General features: G+C 44.4%; 15 protein-coding genes. 5 read left to right on the top strand and 10 right to left on the bottom strand.

The genetic code is table 11. The features are described 5' to 3' along the window. Positions 1-135: 135 nt before the first annotated feature. The 3 genes from M3593_RS18140 to M3593_RS18130 form a co-directional block, all read right to left on the bottom strand. Complete coding sequence (locus M3593_RS18140) at positions 136-1,002, bottom strand: TRM11 family SAM-dependent methyltransferase (protein WP_251543714.1); 867 nt, start codon at positions 1,000-1,002, stop codon at positions 136-138. Between the two features lie 171 nt (positions 1,003-1,173). Continuing rightward, on the bottom strand, positions 1,174-1,365 hold the full coding sequence (locus M3593_RS18135) for a hypothetical protein (RefSeq protein WP_144475303.1): 192 nt from the start codon (positions 1,363-1,365) through the stop codon (positions 1,174-1,176). Between the two features lie 87 nt (positions 1,366-1,452). Then, positions 1,453-2,322, bottom strand: coding sequence for a cation diffusion facilitator family transporter (locus M3593_RS18130; protein WP_251543301.1), 870 nt, complete (start codon positions 2,320-2,322; stop codon positions 1,453-1,455). Positions 2,323-2,584: 262 nt separating this feature from the next. On the opposite strand from M3593_RS18130, the gene M3593_RS18125 reads away from it, so the two are divergent. Further along, positions 2,585-4,447 (top strand): LTA synthase family protein, encoded by a 1,863-nt coding sequence (locus M3593_RS18125; protein ID WP_144475305.1) that lies wholly within the window; start codon positions 2,585-2,587, stop codon positions 4,445-4,447. Positions 4,448-5,482: 1,035 nt separating this feature from the next. On the opposite strand, the gene rnjA is transcribed toward M3593_RS18125, so the two are convergent. Then, entirely contained in the window at positions 5,483-7,147 is a 1,665-nt protein-coding gene (gene rnjA, locus M3593_RS18120; protein ID WP_144475306.1) for a ribonuclease J1, read from the bottom strand. 296 nt (positions 7,148-7,443) lie between these two features. Further along, positions 7,444-8,364 (bottom strand): methyl-accepting chemotaxis protein, encoded by a 921-nt coding sequence (locus M3593_RS18115; RefSeq protein ID WP_251543302.1) that lies wholly within the window; start codon positions 8,362-8,364, stop codon positions 7,444-7,446. A 159-nt stretch (positions 8,365-8,523) separates the two neighbouring features. Here M3593_RS18115 and M3593_RS18110 point away from each other — a divergent pair, with 159 nt between their 5' ends. Both M3593_RS18110 and M3593_RS18105 read left to right on the top strand, forming a co-directional pair. Further along, positions 8,524-9,093, top strand: a complete 570-nt coding sequence (locus M3593_RS18110; RefSeq protein ID WP_251543716.1) for a glycerol-3-phosphate responsive antiterminator — start codon at positions 8,524-8,526, stop codon at positions 9,091-9,093. A gap of 138 nt (positions 9,094-9,231) precedes the next feature. Next, a complete protein-coding gene (locus M3593_RS18105; protein WP_251543303.1) occupies positions 9,232-10,887 on the top strand; it encodes a glycerol-3-phosphate dehydrogenase/oxidase in 1,656 nt (551 codons plus the stop codon). A gap of 449 nt (positions 10,888-11,336) precedes the next feature. Here the strand turns inward: M3593_RS18105 and M3593_RS18100 are convergent, their stop codons facing one another. Continuing rightward, positions 11,337-11,783, bottom strand: a complete 447-nt coding sequence (locus M3593_RS18100) for a DUF4385 domain-containing protein (RefSeq protein ID WP_251543304.1) — start codon at positions 11,781-11,783, stop codon at positions 11,337-11,339. A 113-nt stretch (positions 11,784-11,896) separates the two neighbouring features. Between M3593_RS18100 and M3593_RS18095 the strand changes: the two genes are divergently transcribed. After that, positions 11,897-12,388 carry a hypothetical protein gene (locus M3593_RS18095; protein WP_251543305.1) on the top strand — a complete coding sequence of 164 codons (492 nt, stop codon included), beginning with the start codon at positions 11,897-11,899 and terminating at the stop codon, positions 12,386-12,388. 72 nt (positions 12,389-12,460) lie between these two features. On the opposite strand, the gene M3593_RS18090 is transcribed toward M3593_RS18095, so the two are convergent. From M3593_RS18090 to M3593_RS18075, 4 genes are all read right to left on the bottom strand, one after another. After that, entirely contained in the window at positions 12,461-13,966 is a 1,506-nt protein-coding gene (locus M3593_RS18090) for an amidase (protein WP_353056128.1), read from the bottom strand. Positions 13,967-14,481: 515 nt separating this feature from the next. Next, positions 14,482-17,091, bottom strand: a complete 2,610-nt coding sequence (locus M3593_RS18085) for a carboxypeptidase-like regulatory domain-containing protein (protein ID WP_251543308.1) — start codon at positions 17,089-17,091, stop codon at positions 14,482-14,484. 258 nt (positions 17,092-17,349) lie between these two features. Next, positions 17,350-18,186: a P-loop NTPase family protein gene (locus M3593_RS18080; RefSeq protein WP_251543309.1), complete on the bottom strand. Its 837-nt coding sequence runs from the start codon at positions 18,184-18,186 to the stop codon at positions 17,350-17,352. A 118-nt stretch (positions 18,187-18,304) separates the two neighbouring features. Further along, positions 18,305-18,763 carry a DUF305 domain-containing protein gene (locus tag M3593_RS18075; RefSeq protein ID WP_251543311.1) on the bottom strand — a complete coding sequence of 153 codons (459 nt, stop codon included), beginning with the start codon at positions 18,761-18,763 and terminating at the stop codon, positions 18,305-18,307. A gap of 314 nt (positions 18,764-19,077) precedes the next feature. Between M3593_RS18075 and M3593_RS18070 the strand changes: the two genes are divergently transcribed. After that, positions 19,078-20,571, top strand: coding sequence for a peptide MFS transporter (locus M3593_RS18070; RefSeq protein WP_251543313.1), 1,494 nt, complete (start codon positions 19,078-19,080; stop codon positions 20,569-20,571). Positions 20,572-20,723: the final 152 nt, after the last annotated feature.

Below are 20,723 nucleotides of genomic sequence, written 5' to 3'. Positions count from 1 at the left end.
GGTAATTAAGGGAATGAATATCCCTCTTTGTCTTATAAATCCATCAAATCCAATCCTATAAACTGGATATAAAGTAAAAGAGGCGACTCTCAGGTCGAATTTATTCAACCTTTTGAGTCAGCCTCTTAATTTTTATTATTTTTTACATACAATGATCTCGCGTTCGAAGGTCCCTTTTCTCACGACACAGCGGTCAGCAATTTCAAAGCCGGCATTTCCGATGATCGGATCGATTGGTTCAATCGTGACGATGACTACTTTATCAGCGAATTCGTATGTGCTTTGGAGCATCTCGAGCTGCTCTTCAGGTGTGATTACTGAGCACAGATTGTACGGCATATCAATAATCGCTACGTCATAGTTCCCAGTGACATTGCGGATGTCCTGAAATGTCACTTCCGTTTCATAGCCAAAATGCGCGATATTCTCCCTTGTTCCAGGCAGTATGAGCGGATTTATATCACTGGCCACAATGTCGATCCCCATCGACAATGCTTCCACCACTACCGTTCCAATTCCGCAGCATGGGTCGATCGCATTAACTCCAGCTGGATCAGGAACCGCGATATTGGCGACGGCTCTTGCGACACGGGTGCTTAATGAAGTTGAGTAGCTATGCGGTTTTTGCTGATGGTTCAACCAGACCGCTTCACTGCTGTGGTATTCACCAAAAACCCAACGCTCGTTTACATTCATGATCCCAAACAGCACATCTGGATTCACGAGCTCAGGCTCACCGGGAATTTGCAGTCCCACTTTGCGTTCGATTCGGCGCCTCTCTTCAAAATCCACCTTTTCAGGTCCAGACACTTTTACATACATCACTTTAAAAGTAGCGGCATTCAATTCTATCTTCTTCACTTGCTCAATAAGGTCCTCCAATTTCTCACCTTCAAGGATGACATCCATACGTCCCCTCATGAACGGACTTCGGCTTGGATCAATTTTCAAAGTGCTCTCCAGGATGCTGGATTCAGTATCCTCTCCAAAAAAAGAGCGCATTTCCAGTGCGCACAACTCTTTTTCTTCACCTGTAGAAGCATAATTATATATAAAAAACTTAGGTTCAAAGTTAGTGAATTCCAATCAATTTCAAATCCTTCCGCTGCACAAAACAGCTTTTATCATTCCACATCATATAACCCGCCTTCTGGAAATCGAAATAAAAATGACTTACCCCTTGGGCAAGTCAAGTGCTTGGTATGCGTGCTGATACTTTCCGCCTTCAGCTACTTCAGAATGATACAAAGCCTTAAGGGCAAAGCTTTTCTCTAAATCATGTTCTTTTATCAAACTGGATAAGCGCGTTTGAAGTTCTGGATTATCCTTAATCAATTGTTTCATTTGAGATTTTACAAACTTCATCAATTTTTACCTTTACCTTTCGAAATCTAATAGTCCCGCTAAGTATAGCATGAACAAGTCTATAGTCGTTCATAACTTTATTCTTGATCAATCCGGCTCCACATGAACATGGACGTCATAAATATCGAATTCTTCCATCAGCTTCTGTTCGACCCTTGTGGAAATATCATGTGCGGTGCTGATATCAAGTGACGGATTCACTGTAATCACACAGTCGACGACGATGTTATTGCCGTAGTTTCGTGCCTTTAGATCATTAATTCCTTTTACGCCAGGAATATTGCAGATGGTTTGTTTATATTCTTTAATTAGGTCTACATCAAAGCCGTCTGTCAGCTGGTGTGATGCTTCGCGGAAAATGTCCCAGCCTGTTTTCAGGATCAACCCGCCAACGATGACGGCGGTGACAGGGTCAAGCCAGGGCAAGCCGAACTGGGACCCGATGATGCCGACTGCTGTTCCGATACTTACCCACGAATCGGACAGGTTATCTTTAGCCGCGGCCATGACCGAGTGGCTTTTTATTTTGCGCGCGAGGTTTCGATTATAGCGATAGACGGTATACATCACTAATGCAGAGAACAAACCTGTCCAGGCGGCAATCAGATCAGGCGCTTCCCTGGTTCCTTCAAAAACCGAGGTGAATGCACTGATCAAAACCTCGACGCCGACAAGGATCATGATAAAGGACGCAACCATCGAAGCGACCATTTCTGACTTCCAGTGGCCGTACAGATGATCCGCATCTGCCGGCTTTTGCGACAGCCTGAGTCCGATCAGGACAGATACCGAGGCCAAAATATCAGTCGTATTATTCAATCCATCCGCCTTCAATGCCTCTGAACCGCTGATATAGCCAACAAATAATTTTAAAGCGGACAGCAATATGTATGCAGCGATACTTATGATCGCACCACGTTCGCCTTGTTTTAAATTTGAATACCGTTGTTCATTCAATGGACCAGCCTCCAATCAACTGCTAGAACATTTTAACAATCAGAAAGCGAGTGAGTCTATAGAAACCTTTTTACCTTTATGCACGTATATAATATGCGGGCAAAAAAGTTTACTTAATCAAACTAACACATTTTGCCAGGAACGGCAGCGCCAACTCCGCAGTACAATAACTATCGGAAAAGAATGCGACTTTGGTACAGCTACAAATCTACTTATGTTTATGGTAAAATGTAAGCTTCAATAGATTCCTAGGAGGGATTGCATGGGGACAAATAAGAACAAATTGTCCATAAGTTTTGTCTTGATTGCCATTGTTTTATTATGGCTTAAAACCTACGCTGTTTATAAATTTAATTTTGATATAGATATTGAAAATAAAATGCAGGAATTCATTCTGTTCATTAATCCATTAAGCTTCCTGATGTTCGTACTGGGGCTTGGGATATTCATGGCAGGAACGAAACAGAAGATCTTTGTCATTGCGACAAGCTTTATCACTTCCTTCGTTTTGTATGCCAATGTGGTTTATTATCGCGAATTCAGCGATTTCATCACGATACCGCTCCTGACTCAGACAAGCAATATGGGTGATTTGAAGAGCAGTGTCGGAGAGTTGATTGGATGGGGCGACATCGTTTATTTTGCGGATGCGCTGCTGATTCTGGCACTGGCCTTTGTAAAAACGCCAAAGATTACGTATAAAAAATATAAAAACATCTACGCTGCTGCTTTTTACTTCAGTGCGATCGGCCTGGCATTTTTCAATCTTGGCCTTTCTGAATCAGAGCGTCCTGAATTATTGACTCGTACTTTTGACAGGGAAATCCTTGTGAAAAATATCGGGACTTACAATCACCATATTTATGATGCCTATTTACAAACAAAGACGACAGCACAAAGAGCTCTGGCAGATGGCAACCAGCTCACCGAAATCGAGAACTATACTAGAGCTCAATACTCAGAACCATCCAAGGAATTATTTGGAGCCGCTAAAGGCAAGAATATTATTGTGATCTCAATGGAATCTACCCAGAACTTTGTCATCGGCCAGAAGGTGAATGGCCAGGAAATCACGCCATTCCTGAATGATTTCATCAAGGACAGCTATTACTTTGATAACTTTTACCATCAGACAGCTCAGGGTAAAACATCCGATTCAGAGTTCTTGTTGGAAAACTCGTTATATCCGCTCGGCCGTGGTGCAGTATTTTTCACCCACTCCGGGAACGAATATAACTCACTCGCTGAAAAGCTGAAAGAGAATTCGTATTACACAGCGAAGCTGCACGCGAACAACAAGAGCTTCTGGAACCGCGATGTCATGTACAACAACTTCGGCTATGACCGTTTTTACTCATTGCCAGATTATGAAGTGAATGACGAAAATTCAGTAGGCTGGGGCATGAAGGACATGGATTTCTTTGACCAGTCGGTTGAACACTTGAAAGAAATGCCGAAACCGTTCTTCGCAAAGTTCATCACGCTGACAAACCACTTCCCATTCGAATTGGATGAAGAAGATAAGTTCATCGATGAATATGATTCAAACAGCGGTACCTTGAACCGTTACTTCCCGACCGTCCGCTACACGGATGAAGCATTGAAACAATTCATCGAGAAATTGAAGGCAGAAGGACTTTACGAAGATTCAATCATCGTGATTTACGGTGACCACTATGGTATTTCCGAAAACCACAACAAGGCAATGTCACAATATCTTGGAAAAGAAATCACGCCATTTGTTTCAACACAATTGCAGCGTGTTCCGTTGATCATCCACATTCCGGGACAGGAAGGCAAGACAATCTCTACTGTTAGTGGCCAGATTGACCTTCGCCCAACATTGTTGAGCCTTGCCGGTATTGATACGAAGCAGGATATCGAGTTCGGCGGAGACTTGTTCTCCAAAAAGCAGGATAACTTCGTAGTCCTGAGAGACGGAAGCTTCATCACTGAAGACCTCGTTTACACAAAAGGTACTTGCTACGATAAAGCGACAGAAGAGCCTACAGACATGGCAAGCTGTGAACCATATATCGAGACCGCCAAAGATGAATTGAGCTACTCAGACCAGATCATTTACGGCGATTTGCTTCGCTTTTATGGCAAGCAGGAAGAAGAATAACTAAAACTGGCAGCCCCACTGATTTTTCTGGTGGGGCTTTTTTGTGGTTATTGATTAGCATGGTGAGAGGCTTCAGACAATTATTCGCGTGTGTGGCTGCGTTTTGTCCGAACTTGGGGTCACTTCGGACAATTTCTCGAGTTAGTGCACTCGTTTTTGTCCGAACCTGGAGCGACTTCGGACAATTCTGCGAGTTCGTCACCCCATTTTGTCCGAATTTGGGGTCACTTCGGACAATTTCTCGAGTTAGTGCACTCGTTTCGTCCGAACCTGGAGCGACTTCGGACAATTCTGCTAGTTCGTCACCCCATTTTGTCCGAACTGGGGGTGACTTCGGACAATTCCTCGAGTTCGTCGCCGCGTTTTGTCCGACTGGGGGTCACTTCGGACAATTCCTCGAGTTAGTGCACTCGTTTTTGTCCGAACCTGGAGCGACTTCGGACAATTCTGCGAGTTCGTCACCCCATTTTGTCCGAACTTGGGGTCACTTCGGACATTTTCTCGAGTTAGTGCACTCGTTTTGTCCGAACCTGGAGCGACTTCGGACAATTCTGCGAGTTCGTCACCCCATTTTGTCCGAACTGGGGGTGACTTCGGACAATTCCTCGAGTTCGTCGCCGCATTTTGTCCGACTGGGGGTCACTTCGGACAATTCCTCGAGTTCGCGGCCCCGTTTTGTCCGAACATGGGGTCACTTCGGACAATTTCTCGAGTTCGTCGCCGCGTTTTGTCTGAACCTGGGGTAACTTCGGACATTTTCTCGAGTTAGTGCACTCGTTTTGTCCGAACCTGGAGCGACTTCGGACAATTCTGCGAGTTCGTCGCCGCATTTTGTCCGAACCTGGGGTCACTTCGGACATTTTCTCGTGCTTCTGGCTGCGTTTTGTCCAAACTTGGGATCACTTCGGACAATTTCTCGTGGATATTGACGTGCTATGTCCGAACATGGGATCACTTCAAACAATATCACGAATCCCTGACCTCATTTTGTCCTAACAAACAAAAAAAACGACCCATAAAGGATCGTTTTTCGAATTATACTTCCATGATTATCGGCAAGATCATTGGCCTTCTGCCTGTTTTGCTGTACAGGAATGGGTTTACGACGTCGATGACGGCCTTTTTGATGCTGGACCAGTCTCTTGTGCCGCCTGCCAGTTCTGTTACGATTTTATCGGTAATCAGTTCTTCGACATTTTTCATTAGATCGCCTGATTCTCTGACGTAGACGAATCCTCTTGTGACAACGGTCGGTTTGTTGACAAGCTGCTTTTTCTCACGGTCGATCATCATCGTGACAATGACCAGTCCGTCTTGAGACAGCACCCTTCTGTCTTTTAACACGATGTGTCCGATATCGCCAATCCCGCTGCCATCAACATATACAGGCTGTGCCGGTACTTTTCCTGCAACCTGTCCGCCGTCAGCAGATAACTCAAGAACATCGCCATTATCTAAAATAAAGCTGTTTTCCCTTGGGATGCCGCACTGCTCTGCCAATCTCACGTGCTGATCCAGCATGCGGTATTCACCGTGAATCGGAATGAAGAACTTTGGATTCAGCAGCTTGATCATCAGCTTCTGTTCTTCCTGCTTGCCATGTCCAGAAGTATGGACCTCACTGATTTTATGGTGGATGACATCCGCGCCGATACGGTGCAGTTTATCAATTACCCGGTTTACACTGATCGTGTTGCCAGGAATCGGTGATGATGAAAAGACAATCGTGTCTCCAGGTATGACAGCGATTTGCCTGTGCGTGCCGTTGGCGATTCTCGCAAGCGCCGCCATCGGTTCACCCTGGCTTCCCGTACAGATAATCGTCAGCTCGTGGCTTGGAATCTGGTTGATTTCATTGACACTGACGAATGCTTCGTCCGGAGCCGTGATATAGCCTAACCTGCGGCCAATCTCGAATGTTTTTTCCATACTGCGCCCGACAATCGCCATCTTGCGATTATATCGAAGGGAAGATTTCACCACTTGCTGCACCCGGTCAATATTCGATGCAAATGTAGCGAAAATCACACGGCCGTCCACTGTCTGGAAAATATCCTCGATTGCTTCGCCAACACGTTTTTCAGAGACAGAAAAGCCTGGCTGTTCACTGTTGGTACTGTCAGATAGCAGGCACAGCACTCCTTCACTGCTGATTTCAGCTATCTTCTGGAAATCAGTGCCCCTTCCAACCGGAGTTAAATCAAATTTGAAGTCACCCGTGTGGACAATATTCCCCTCCGGAGTTGTCACGACGACACCGAATGAATCCGCGATACTATGCGTTGTCCGGAAAAAGCGAACCTTGATATTCTGGAACTCGACGACCGTATCATTGTCAATCTGGTGGAACTTGACTCCCTTGATTTTGTGTTCTTGAAGTTTTGACTTGATTAGCTCGACTGCAAAATCACCGCCATAAATCGGTGCTTTTACATCCTGCAGCAAGAATGGCAAGCCGCCAATATGGTCTTCATGGCCATGTGTGACGAAAATCCCCACCAGCTTGTCCTGGTTTTGCTTCAAATAGGTATAATCAGCGAGCACATAATCAATTCCGAACAATTCGTTATCCGGGAACTTGATTCCGCAATCCACCAATACCATTTCATTTTTGTATTCGATTACATACGTATTTTTTCCGATCTCACCAAGACCGCCCAACGCGAAAATCTTGAGATCTTTTTTCAATTTCTTTTCCATAGTTCAGCTCCTGTTTCTTTGTGCAAATGTATTTATCAATTCCCATGGGAATCATATTATAAAAAGAATAGTGAAGAAATTGGTTGGAGAAAATAGAGGGTTGAATTCTTAAAATATATCACAAATTAAGCGTTTCAACAAATAATGCTCATCCCTTTTCCTATTGAGACGAGTATTATAGGAGAAAAGTTGCTGAGAGTACTGATTTTTTTTGCTAAAATGCCGGGCAGTACCTCCGCTTATTCCTTCTCCAACAAAAAACACCGCAACCGGATAGGCTGCGGTGCTCAACGTCATTACAATATATCTTTAAATGTTTTGGCCTGCTGATCCAACTCACGGGCGGCACTGCCAATTTCTTTAAATGCAGCAACAGCCTGTTCATTAAGCTTCTGGTTATTGGTAATCCCATTTTGTGAGTGCTTGGTGGCTTCGTTGATCTTGGTGATTTCACCTGTTATGCCTTCAATATGGTTATTGACTTCCTGGATCGAATCCTGGACCCGGGTCGCGAGCTTCCTGACTTCTCCTGCTACGACATTAAAGCCTCTTCCATGTTCGCCCGCTCTTGCCGCTTCGATGGCTGCGTTCAGGGCAAGGAGATTGGTTTGGGCGGCAATCTCGCGGATGGTCTGGACGATGCTGCCAATCGACTTTGCCTGGGATTTCAGTGACTCGAGAATCTCCTGGTTTTCCTTTGATTCCTCCACAAGCCTTGAGGCTGCAATAGCTGCTTTTTCACTTCTCGTAATACCCATTTCTGCCCGGCCGCTCAGATCTTCCGACATTTGCTGGAGCTGTTCTGCAAGTCTGTTTGCATTCAGTTCACGCTGCGTTATGTCTGTGGCAACCTTAACCACGCCGGCAACCTTGCCTGCAGAATCGTACACTGGCGTATAGGTCGCTTCCAGCCACAACAGCTTCCCGCTTTTCGTTACTCGCTGGATCTTTTCCTGAAAGCTTTTGCCGCTCCGGAGGTTTCTCCACAATTCTGCATATCCCCGGCTGCCCGCAAATTCAGGTGTGCAAAACTGTTTATGTAAAAGTCCTGGCATTTCGTCCACTCGATAGCCCATCGTCTTCGCAAAATTTTCATTAGCCCAGAGAACTTTTCCATTTGGATCGAACTGGATCATCGCCAAAGACCTTTCAATCGCAGCCAGGACAGCGTCTTCCTCAAAAACCTGTGTACTCTTCTTTTGCGTGCTAATCTGCATGTTTTTTCCTCTTATCATTGTGTATTTGTAACTATCGTACTAGTACTGTTGCTATTACACAAATCTGAGTATGCTATTTTGTGTATACAATTTCACTGACGCATAGAAACTCCCGAAGGTCTCATGGTAAGATAATGGATAATCTATGTTAAGGAAGGGATTCCTTTGAATCAAAAAATCTTGCCAGCGTCTTCAAATATGAAAGAGTTTGAGCAGTTCCTGGAAAGCCCTTTTGAAATTGGCGTCATGCTTGAAGTGCATATCGCTCAATTAAAAAATATTAATGCAATGGCAAAACAATATGGCAAAAAAATGATCTATCACGTCGATATGATCCAGGGGCTGAAAAGTGATGATTATTCCACCGAATATCTTTGCCAGGAGTACAAACCGTATGGCCTGATTTCCACGAAGTCGAGTGTCATTTTAAAAGCAAAGCAAAAAGGCGTGCTTGCTGTGCAAAGGGTATTTCTGATTGATTCCCATGCCCTTGAGAAAAGTTATAAACTTATTGAAAAGACACGCCCGGATTATATTGAGGTTTTACCCGGAGCCATGCCCTGGATGATCCAGGAGGTTAAGGAACGCGTCAATATTCCGATTTTTGCCGGCGGATTGATCAGAACTCCTGAGGAGGTAAAAAACGCATTGGGTGCAGGAGCTGCTGCGATCACTACTTCCAAAAGGGAATTATGGGAAATCACCCATTTTCAAGAATCCGACACATGAAAATCCCAGTTATCTGTGATACAATGATTACAAGTTAATAAATCGGGTAGGAGAAATGGAGAGACCACGATAACATTACGGCTTTTGGTAATGTTGTTTGTGGTCTCTCCTTTTTTCATATTCAAGGAGGCGTATCGTATGAGATTCTCAAATCTCGACCGTAAAAATATAGTGACGAAACTTAAAAATGAGGCATTTGACGTGATTGTGATTGGCGGAGGAATTACTGGTGCCGGAATCGCGCTGGATGCCACAACAAGAGGAATGAATATCGCTCTGCTGGAAATGCAGGATTTTGCGGCAGGCACCTCAAGCCGTTCCACAAAGCTGGTCCACGGCGGCCTCCGTTATTTAAAGCAATTCGAAGTGAAAATGGTCGCCGAAGTCGGTAAGGAACGAGCGATTGTGTATGAAAATGGCCCGCACGTCACGACACCAGAATGGATGCTCCTTCCCTTCCATAAAGGAGGCACTTTCGGCAGCTTCAGTACGTCGATCGGACTAAGGGTGTATGACTTTTTGGCAGGTGTAAAAAAATCAGAGCGCCGGAAAATGTTCAGTGCAGCCGAAACACTTTCAAGGGAACCGCTCGTGAAAAGAGACGGTTTGAAAGGCGGCGGCTATTATGTTGAATATCGCACCGATGACGCTCGCCTGACCATCGAGGTTTTGAAGCAGGCTGTTTCGAAAGGCGCGACAGCATTGAACTATTCCAAGGTTAAAAATCTTATATATAAAAATGGAATTGTTGCTGGAGTATTGGTTGAGGACCTTATAACAGGCGAGGAATACGAAGTGCATGCTAAAAAGGTTGTCAATGCAACGGGCCCTTGGGTCGATGGCATCCGTGAAATGGATGATTCGAAAAAAGGCAAAACTCTGAAGCTGTCAAAAGGAGTTCATATCGTCATCGATCAATCACGTTTCCCGCTCAAGCAGGCGATTTATTTTGACACACCAGACAGCCGGATGGTCTTCGCGATTCCGCGCGAAGGCAAAACCTATGTCGGCACGACCGATACTTTTTACAATGAGGATCCAATTAACCCGGGCATGACGGAAGAAGACAGAAGCTATCTGCTTAAAGCGATTCACTACATGTTCCCGGAAGTGAATGTAACGGAAAAAGATGTGGAATCCAGCTGGGCAGGCATCAGGCCTTTGATTCATGAGGAAGGCAAAGCGCCTTCTGAAATCTCCAGGAAAGATGAAATCTGGGAATCCAATTCAAAACTGATTACGATTGCAGGCGGAAAATTGACTGGCTATCGTAAAATGGCCGAAACAATTGTCGACCTGCTTGCTGAAAAATTCGCAAAAGAAGACGGTCGCAGCTTCCCTGGATGCCAGACGAAGAATCTCCCGATATCAGGTGGAGATGTAGGCGGTTCCGCTAATCTTGACACCTTTGTTGAAAAACAGCTTGATGGTGGCATGAAGGCCGGCTTCACAACTGAAGAAGCTCGCCGTTTGGCCTACCAGTATGGTTCCAACGTTCCGGCTGTGTTCCAGCTTGCCTCAGAACACAAGAAAGAAGCAGATCAATTTGGCCTGCCGTTGGAATTGTTTGCGAAATTGGTTTATGCAATCCAGTATGAAGCAGCCGCAACGCCAATCGACTTCTTCAACAGGCGAACAGGCGCGATTTTGTTCGATATTCATGCCGTGCGTCAAAACAAGGGAAATGTCATCCACTACATGCGCGACCAGTTTAAATGGAATGAGCAGCAAACCAAAGCTTATACTTTGCAATTGGAAGATGCCCTGACCGAGGCAGTCACTCCGGTAAAATAAACTATTGAACCCTGATCCACGATTAGGATCAGGGTCCTTTTTGATTGGAAAAAAGTCGTGTTTTTTTCCAGTTCGCCAATAAAATTCAATTATCGCCAATAAAGTTGTGAACTCCGCCAATAAAATCAGATTTTCGCCAAATAAATGGTGAACTCCGCCAATATATTTATATTTTCGCCAATAAGTTTTGTTTACAGGCAAGATCATATGCTGAAAATAGCGGAAAGCAAGACCAGCAGGCATTAATCAGACGTCTTTTCACTTAAAAATCACGCGAGTTGTTGCTTCTCGATTAAAATCATGTCAAAAACTTCGCCAGCACCAAAATAACTCTTGCTATAGCACCCCAGATAGATGGTGCAAAGTCGTCTTCAATCAGTTCTTGATTAGCCATATCCTTATTATAACGGTCTCTAACACGATAAAATAATCTCCTCAGATAAGGCCATTCATCCATATTTTCTCTGGTGTTCCTTTTTCATCTCTAGATACTCTTGATCCGTTCTGGCCTGTTTCCATTTTCCCATGAAAATTGCGGCGGATTCGGCCTTCACTGAATCGTTCTGCCGCTCCTTCACCTTGCCGTCCTCATCATATTTCCTGCCGCCCTTATAGTTTGTATACCGTCGGGCACGTGTATAGCCCATCTGCAGGAATTTCCTCGCCATATCCATGCCGACAAAATCATTATTCGCTTTGTAATCAAGGAACATCTGATAGATTTTTTCTGATGATTCCGTTGCGATGTCCGGAGTTTTGAATCGCCAGTGCGGCAGGATTTCACTTTTATAGGGTTCAACCAGCAAGACGCCCTGCTCTCCCCTGCCCACACGGTACAGTTCTGGCTGCTCACGGAAATCAATGCTGTCAAAATCGAGATCATAATTGAAAGGCATGTTACCATTCCTTTTTAATGGCTGTTTACCCTTTTATACAGCCGTGTAACAAGCACGAGTATGGGCTGAACGAATAGACTATTGGCATGAGTATGATGAGTGGGGTGAGATGATTGGTTAAGTACCAGCCTTTCAGCGGAACAGTAAATATGATCAAGGATTTTTCGATTACGCAGTCCGGCGAAAACTCAGGATGTTTTCGATTGATGTCCGTCATCGATGGAACTGGGAGGCAAGTGAACTTTGTGATCGATCCGAGGACTTACTTTGTCGATCAGGCGATGGTGGGCATCGGTGACCTGGTGACGGGTTATTTTGACGCAGATGCACCGGTTCCAATGATTTATCCGCCACAATACCGGGCGCTTGTCATGGTAAAAGAAACCCAAGGGCAGAATGTGAAAGTCGATTTTTTCAACAGCCAGCTGATCAGCAGCGATGGCATGCTGAAGTTGAATCTATCACCAGGGACAGCGATTTTATTGGAAAATGGCCAGAGGTTTACAAAGAGCCCCGCAAACAGGAACCTGATCGTGGTTTATGGTCCTTCCACCTTCAGTATCCCGGCGCAAACGACGCCATACAGGATTATCGTTTTATGTTAAAAGAGACAGCCACGTGGCTGCCTCTTTTTTCAGTATCACCAATAGTTTAATCCTATTTAATCAAACGTTTGATTAACTTCCCCATAATGGATTCTTCCTGACATCCTGCCAAATTTCTGATTGCTCCAGTTCTCCTGCCAGCTGGAAAAGCAAATCCTCTCTTCCCCTTGCTGCCATCACCTGCACTCCGACTGGCAGTCCCCCTTTTGTTTGGTGCAATGGCAGTGACATGGCTGGCTGCCCTGTAAGGTTGGCGAGTTGAGTGAATGGGGTGCGTGCCAGATTCTTTTGAGCAATTTGATCGACTATTCCCGCCTTTTTCAAAATGCTTCCAAGTCCCAGTTTGCCAACAGTGCTGATCAGAAATTTTTCCGACGGTGACGGTTCCAGTTCTCCTATTTTTGCCGGCGGGTGTGCAGTTGTCGGTGTGATGTAAAAATCATAGGTTTCATGGAAGGTTTCCATCATTAGAGCCGCCTTGTCCCATTCTCTTAAACTTAAAACAAATTCCTCTGCAGAAGTGGCTTTGCCAAGCAAGCCGAGCAGCCAGGTTGTTGGCTCCACATCAGAAGCAGTCGCTTTTCGCCCAAGCACTTCTTCCAATGAGGTTAAAAGCGCAGCCGTCTCGCCGAAGTACATGGTCAAATAGCTTGTTGCGATTTTATGGCCGTCAACCGGCGCTTCCACCTCTTCAATCTGGTGCCCCATCGACTCGAGCAGCCGGACCGTTTTCAGGACACCCTCCCGGCAATCAGCGTCAACCTTCGTCCCGATTGGCGATTTCACCGAAAAAGCTATCCGCAGCTTTTTCCCGAGAGGTGTGCTTGCCGTTGATAGATAGCTACCTTCAAATGGTTGGGCAGAAAATGCACCGGCTTTTTCATGTCCGTGAAGGGCGTCCAGCATGGCCGCGCTGTCCCTGACCGAACGGGAAAGGACATGTTCCGCCGAAGCGCCCTGCCATGCCCGTCCATAATTCGGGCCAACCGGTGTGCGGCCGCGGGTCGGTTTCAATCCGAATAATCCGCAGTAGGCTGCAGGAATCCGAATCGATCCCCCGCCATCATTGGCACCAGCAATCGGAACCATGCCCGAAGCAACAGCTGCTGCTGAACCTCCACTCGACCCGCCAGGAGTGTGATCGAGATTCCACGGATTTCGGGTCGGTCCGTAGTGGGCGGGTTCCGTCACCGCGACCAGGGCGAACTCAGGCACATTTGTCTGGCCAAGGAAAACCAACCCAGCCTGGCGCAGGCGTCTAGCATACTCTGAATCTTCCTTTGCCCGGTATTTTAAAAATGCCATAGAACCGGCTGTGATTGGTTCTCCTGCTATTTCCTGCGAGATATCCTTCAGAAAAATCGGTACTCCTGCAAAAGGACCTGTCAGTTGCTGCCCCGCGGCGATTCGCGCCTGCCCGTACATCTTATTGATCACCGCATTCATCTTCGGATTCAGTGAATCCGTTAACCGGATTGCTTCTTCTACCAGTTCAATAGGCTGCACTTCTTTTCTTCTGACTAACTCCGCCAGCCCAAGACCATCATGCTCCTTATAATCGAAACCCTCCAACCCCATCACCACCGTGTATTTTTTATATCTACCATTCTAGAAAAATATTAAATTCCCTCTTTCGTTATACCTGCGGGTAAACTGTTTTCTCCTAATCTTGTGTTTTCGGTTATCAATACGCAACATTGGTGACCTATTTTCTCTGTTTTTGGATTTTCACGGCTCTAATACGCTCCATTGGTGACACGTTTTCCCTGTTTCTGGATTTCCAGGGCTCCAATACGCTCTATTGGTGACCTATTTTCCCTGTTTCTGGATTTCCAGGGCGCCAATACGGTCTATTGGTGACCTGTTTTCCCTGTTTCTGGATTTTCAAGGCTTCAATACGCTCCATTGGTGACCTGTTTTCCCTGTTTCTGGATTTTCAGGGCTTCAATACGCTTCTTTGGTGACCTGTTTTCCCTGTTTCTGGATTTTCAAGGCTTCAATTTGTAACCGAATAACGATTATTCCCGCCAACCAAACACCAGTTGAACAAAAAAAGAACCTACTCCCTGGGGAATAGGCCCATCGAAATAATCTTACGGCTCTTGCCAGCCATCATGAAGGTTAAGGCTTAGAGAATCAACTTCATTCCCATCAACATAGATTTTCCCTTCAAGTATCGTAAATGGTTGGTCAAAGTTAAACCAGCCAATTTGATGGTCGACTACCTGTGAAACTTTGTATTCGCCATCTGGAAGTCGTCCATTAAAGGATCCGTCATAGACATAGCTATCTGTTACCCAATCTCCATCCAATGTAGTAATTGATACAAGACCCTCGGTTACCGGATCCTGGCCATTGTACAATGTGCCCTTCAGACTGACTGCAGGTACAGTAATATCCAGGCTTTGGGCCGGTTCTCCCTTGATATATAGCTTCCCAGAAACCACGCTAAATTCCAGACCGGCATTAAAAGAGGTTCCATCTTCAACGCCGATATCTAATACTCTGTATTCGCCATCCGGCATGCGCAGCTGGAACTTTCCACTGTCAATCCAGATCCAAGTATAGAATGGATTTTCCTCATTGTTAATTTCTATAACGGTCATGCTTCCAGATACAGGTGTCCCTTGATCAGTGAGTGTACCTGATACGGAAATCGGAGGAACTTGAATATCCAGTTGATCCCTCTTTTCTCCATTTATATATAGTTCTCCGGATTCTACGGTAAAAACGGCACCTGAATTAAACGTTGTGCCATCAAATAAATAGACACTGCCGACGGAATACTCTCCGTCAGGGAGACGGAATTTGAAAACTCCTTCTTCATTTGTCATGCTCCAGGCTTCTACAGGCATATCTGCTTCATTCATTTGCGTGACATATATTTCGCCCATCAGCGGAGTTCCTGATTCGGAAAGGGTTCCTGTCACAGTGACGGATGGAAGATTGACCTCCAGTACCTCCTGCAGTTCTCCGCCGACATAAAGTTTTCCGTCCTGAATTGAAAATGCAAGATTCATAGGGACGCTTGTACCTTCCAGATAAACTTCTCTAATATGATAACTTCCATCAGGCAAGCGCATCGTGAATGTTCCATCAGAATTGATATTTTTCCAAACATAGACACTGTAATCCTCAGAAGCTACAACTATACCACCATCGACAACCGGATTCTCTCCGTCTTTCACTAATCCATGGAGACTGACAGGAGGAATTTCCAGCTCAAGAAGAGATTGTTCCTGGCCATCGATGTATAATTTGCCGTTTCTGATTTCAAATTCTGCAGCAAATGGAACTCCTTCTCCTTCCTCGAATAAGTAACCATATGTTACCCGGTAGCTGCCATCCTTCAAGCGCATGGAATAAATTCCATTCTCGTTTGTCGTAGCATAATAGGATTCGTAATTGCCGTCCTGAGAAAGAGTTTCTACCGCAACCTCACCCTGCAGAGAAACACCATCCTCGACTAACTTTCCGGAAAAAGTGACCGGCGGCAATTCGATGTTCAACGAAGGTACAACTTGTCCATTCTGAACCATTTTCCCGCCCTTTATTTCAAAAGCAACGTTTACCATGGTGGTTCGGTATGGTTCATCGACCGTATAAATAGTGTATTGCCCATCAGCCAGGCGATATTGGAAATTTCCTTTTGAGTCTACAGGAGGTCCAAATCCGTATTCATTTCCTTCAATAATTAGATAGGCATTGGTTATCGGCTTCTTTCCATCAGTCACTGTCCCTTTAACATTCAGGTCAGGTACTGTGATTTGGAGAGAAGAAACTTCTTCTCCTTCAATGTAAATAACTCCATCCATTACTTCAAAAGTTAACTGGTTCCAGGCAGAATAGGTTGCATGATCAACACTTACCGAATAGATTCCATCTTCCAGTTTTCTTAGAGAGAATTCTCCCTTTTTATTTGCAGCAACATATTCGATGAATTCACTTTCGTAGTCTTCACCCAAAACCTTTTTTTCCAGAGTAATAGATGCTTCAGCTAAAGGCTTCGCTGAATCACCGACTTTTCCACTATGAGCCTTGACTGGAAGGGTAATTTCCAGGTTCGATTGTGGTTCCCCCTCGAGTTGGACCGCTCCATTAACAATAGTAAATTGCTTTGAATAGCGATAGAATCCACCCGCTTCTTCCACACCATATAAATAGTACATGCCATCAGGCAGGTAGGCAGAGAAGCTTCCGTTGTTCTTCGAAGAAATCACATGAATTTCCTCATCATATTCACCATATCTGGCCAGGATCAAATCAGCCTTCAATCCTTTGTCGCCTTCTTTAAGTACACCGCTAAAATTGCTGGCTTCAGATGATGTTTTTTTCTTTTTCTGTTTATCTGAAAGATGAATTTCACCATCTTTATTACCTTTAATTTTCCCTTCTTTTACCGCAAAACTTTCATTTGTACTAAACCACTCATTCTTGCTCTTTATCGCTTTAACTGCGTATGTTCCATCAGCTAATTTTGCCTTGAATGCACCGGACGCATCAGTCGCTGTGAACATGCGGTCCGATTTCCCCTTTTCCTGCAGGATGACCAGACTGTTTTTAACAGACTTCCCGTTCTCCTTAATCGAACCCTTGACTGTTGTCTTCATCTCCTCTTTCTTTGGCGCAGCACTGACATTCCCAAGAGCTGTTGACATGACAAAAACCAGCGATAACAGCAAAAACACTACCTTTTTGGCCATTCATCTTCCCCCAATAATTTAATAGAAAAAAATAGAGTTCTCTACTTTTTCCAATTAATTGTATTCGATGTAAAACCTCCTTCACCTCGTCCTTTTTACCCAGGAAAAATAATTTTATTTCGACAAGATTCCCCTTGATTTTGACTCTACTTTCTCATCGAAGGAGTTCATAGAAATCAAACAGATACCCCTCCATTTTTCGCCCTGCCCAAAAAAGCCTGATCCACAATCAAATCAGGCTCCAGCTTATAATCTTGTTTATTCTTCCAGTATTTCTTTCAAGTTAACCCGATGCTTCTCAAAATCAAATTGGGTATTATTCAGGATATAAGTCGTCAGCTGCAAGTTTTTAAGAATACTGTACTCGAGTTCCTGTCTTGCTTTAAGGACATCAATGATGCCTTCTAGTTCACTTAATCCGTTAACCAGCCCGTATCCCTGGGACGTATAATAATGGACAAAGCCATTAAACCAGTCATCAGGTCGTTCGGTTACTGCCTTGCGGAAGGATCTCTCTATGTCTTCCTGCTTCACGTAGACAAGCAATGGATTCAGAGATTCAACTGCCTCGGCAAGTTTTTTTACATACTGAATGGTTGCTTCGTCGGAAGCTCCATACTTGACCAGGCCCACAGTCACAGGGTTTTGAATAAAACAGCATTCAAAAACATAGACTTTTTCTTCTGCAGCTGCTTGTTTTGCAAACTCTTCCCAGCTTTCCGAAATGACTGCGATATTTTCCTCCAGTGGAAGTTCATATACATCTTTTTTGGAAATAGCTGCTAACAATTCGTCTGGAAAACCACTGCCTAATTCATTTTTGATTTTCATATATGGCAGCAGATGGCGCCCCCTCTTTACGGTTACCCGATCCTGAAAAACCTTGCTGAGACTGCCGCTCTTTTTAAGTAGTTGTTCAAATTCTTCTTCTGTAAAATATGCAACCCCTTCATAATCTGCCGGATGATCGAGATTCCCTTCCATATAAAGCTCAGCCGGTACTTGATTCTCGGTGAGGAGTTCATGGATCAATTTCGCGGTTGTCGATTTCCCCGATCCCGGAAGCCCTTCTACTAAAATTAATTTAGTCTTCATTCCATACACTCCTAAATATCAGTTCTCCCGATAATTCTCCATCTTTAGCAAGCTTTCCTTTCTAGGCATAAGAAAAAGAGACTAATCCGATTTGGATCAGCCTCTTTTAAAATACCTGTTAGTCTTCCTTCTCTTCAAGATCCTTAATCAGTGTCTTCATTTCACCGATTTCTCTGCGTTGTGCTTTGATGATGTCATCGGCCAGTTTTCGTACTCGCGGATCTTCGATATTGGCACGTTCACTTGTCAGAATCGCGATGGAATGGTGCGGAATCATAGCTTTCATCCATGATACATCATCGACGGTGGACTGGCTGCGCACGAGGAACAGCGAAACTGTAATCACCAGCGCGCTGCCTGCGTATATTCCAAGGTTCATTTTCTTATTGGTATACATTTTGCTCATGAATGCGAGCATGACAATGGCCATGACCCCGCCCATGATCAAGGCCATATATAATCTTGTTTCGCTAAAGAATACATGATCAATACTGTATGCATTTAAGTACATCAGAATCAGCATGATGATCGTCGATGTCAGGACCATCAGGCCAAATCTGCCGTAATGATTTTTCATTTTTCTCCTCCTTATTAAATGTGGTTATTATTTGAATACCCTGATACCTAATAGATATTCATTAAATATTTTGTTTGGAAAGTCTCACAAGAGGGTATATACTTTTTGGCCATGCATGGTATTTTTTTACTAAATTACCTGATTATTGTTGTTTTTCTAACTTATTAGATAATTTCTAATAAACTTTCTTTTAAGAGGAAAAGGAGGATAAATCCTTTTAAATCAACATTTTAAAGGATCACTTCCTAATATTGTTTTTGACAATTCACACATCGAAAAGTATTCTAAAATAGAAAAAACAGGGAGGGGTAATTATGTCAAACCTTAATAGGCAGAAAATTGTGGATAGTGTGCCTCAAACAGGATTCTTCGGACATCCTAAAGGTCTCTTCACACTTTTCTTCACAGAGTTCTGGGAACGTTTCTCTTACTACGGAATGAGAGCGATCCTTGTATTCTACATGTATTACGAAGTATCAAAAGGCGGCTTGGGCCTGGATGAAACATTAGCACTTTCCATCATGTCCATTTACGGCTCACTCGTATATATGTCAGGAATCATCGGCGGATGGCTTGCTGACCGTATGTTCGGTACATCTAAAGCTGTATTCTACGGCGGAATATTGATTATGCTGGGTCACATCGCCCTTGCGATTCCTGGAAACGTAACAATGTTCTTCTTATCAATGGTCCTGATCGTAATCGGTACAGGTTTATTGAAGCCAAACGTTTCAACTGTCGTTGGTGAAATGTACAGTGAAAGTGACGCTCGCCGTGACGCTGGTTTCACAATCTTCTACATGGGGATCAATGCAGGTGCATTCCTTTCTCCACTTATTGTCGGCGCAGTATCTGACGCATACAACTTCCATTATGGCTTTGCCATTGCTGCAATCGGTATGTTCGTTGGACTAGTTGTATTCCTTTTAACAAAGAAAAAGAATTTGGGTCTTGCTGGTACAGCAGTGCCAAATCCCCTTTCTCCATCTGAAAAGAAAAAAACATTTTCAATTTTTGCTATCGCAACCGTTGCAATCGGTATTTTAAGTGCTATTTTAATTCCTGCTGGACTTTTAACATTCGAAAGCTTTATTAACCTTGTAACGATTCTTGGTATCTTAATTCCGACTGCTTACTTCATTGTTATGTACCGCAGCCCTAAAACAACAGAAGTTGAACGTTCACGCGTTCTTGCTTACATTCCGTTATTCTTGGCTGCTGTTATGTTCTGGGCAATCCAGGAGCAAGGGTCAACCATCCTTGCGAACTATGCGGACAAGCGTACACAATTAGAATTCGCTGGAATGACGATTTCTCCAGCATGGTTCCAGTCATTGAACCCATTATTCATCATCATCTTCGCACCGATTTTTGCTGGATTCTGGGTGAAGCTTGGTGATCGCCAGCCATCAATTCCAAAGAAATTCTCTTTCTCATTGATTTTTGCTGGTCTTTCATTCCTTGTCATCCTGATTCCTGGATATTTCACAGGTTCAGATGCACTTGTTAGCCCATTATGGCTTGTGCTAAGTTACCTGATCGTTGTATTCGGTGAATTGTTGATTTCCCCAGTTGGTCTGTCAGCAACAACCAAACTGGCTCCGGCTGCTTTCTCTGCACAAACAATGAGCCTCTGGTTCCTTGCAAGTGCTGCAGCACAGGCAATCAATGCACAAATCGTTAAATTCTACTCTGCAGAAACAGAAATGACTTACTTCGGTACAATCGGTGGAGCATCCATCGTTCTTGGTATCATCCTGTTCATCATGTCTCCTAAGATTCAGGCATACATGAAGGGAATTAAGTAATAAGAAAAGCGTAAGTGCCTTGGTCAGCCCCGACATGCGCTGGAGGGCTGACCGGTGAAGTCGTTCTTTGACTTCATTGGGCAGACCGAAGCGACTCGAGGGGCTAGGCGCTGAAGCTGGACATTTCTCGAAGTGAAAATTAACTTTCTTAT

The sequence above is a fragment of the Mesobacillus sp. MER 48 genome (assembly GCF_023714225.1).
Lineage (GTDB): Bacteria > Bacillota > Bacilli > Bacillales > Cytobacillaceae > Mesobacillus > Mesobacillus oceanisediminis_A.
This window is presented reverse-complemented; position numbering and strand designations above follow the sequence as displayed.

Bases quoted from the DNA above. Each gene is read 5' to 3' on its own strand.
- M3593_RS18140 (WP_251543714.1), bottom strand. From the start codon at position 1,002: ATGCGCTCTTTTTTTGGAGAGGATACTGAATCCAGCATCCTGGAGAGC.
- M3593_RS18135 (WP_144475303.1), bottom strand. From the start codon at position 1,365: ATGAAGTTTGTAAAATCTCAAATGAAACAATTGATTAAGGATAATCCA.
- M3593_RS18125 (WP_144475305.1), top strand. From the start codon at position 2,585: ATGGGGACAAATAAGAACAAATTGTCCATAAGTTTTGTCTTGATTGCC.
- rnjA (WP_144475306.1), bottom strand. From the start codon at position 7,147: ATGGAAAAGAAATTGAAAAAAGATCTCAAGATTTTCGCGTTGGGCGGT.
- M3593_RS18115 (WP_251543302.1), bottom strand. From the start codon at position 8,364: ATGCAGATTAGCACGCAAAAGAAGAGTACACAGGTTTTTGAGGAAGAC.
- M3593_RS18105 (WP_251543303.1), top strand. From the start codon at position 9,232: ATGAGATTCTCAAATCTCGACCGTAAAAATATAGTGACGAAACTTAAA.
- M3593_RS18100 (WP_251543304.1), bottom strand. From the start codon at position 11,783: ATGCCTTTCAATTATGATCTCGATTTTGACAGCATTGATTTCCGTGAG.
- M3593_RS18090 (WP_353056128.1), bottom strand. From the start codon at position 13,966: ATGGGGTTGGAGGGTTTCGATTATAAGGAGCATGATGGTCTTGGGCTG.
- M3593_RS18085 (WP_251543308.1), bottom strand. From the start codon at position 17,091: ATGGCCAAAAAGGTAGTGTTTTTGCTGTTATCGCTGGTTTTTGTCATG.
- M3593_RS18080 (WP_251543309.1), bottom strand. From the start codon at position 18,186: ATGAAGACTAAATTAATTTTAGTAGAAGGGCTTCCGGGATCGGGGAAA.
- M3593_RS18075 (WP_251543311.1), bottom strand. From the start codon at position 18,763: ATGAAAAATCATTACGGCAGATTTGGCCTGATGGTCCTGACATCGACG.
- M3593_RS18070 (WP_251543313.1), top strand. From the start codon at position 19,078: ATGTCAAACCTTAATAGGCAGAAAATTGTGGATAGTGTGCCTCAAACA.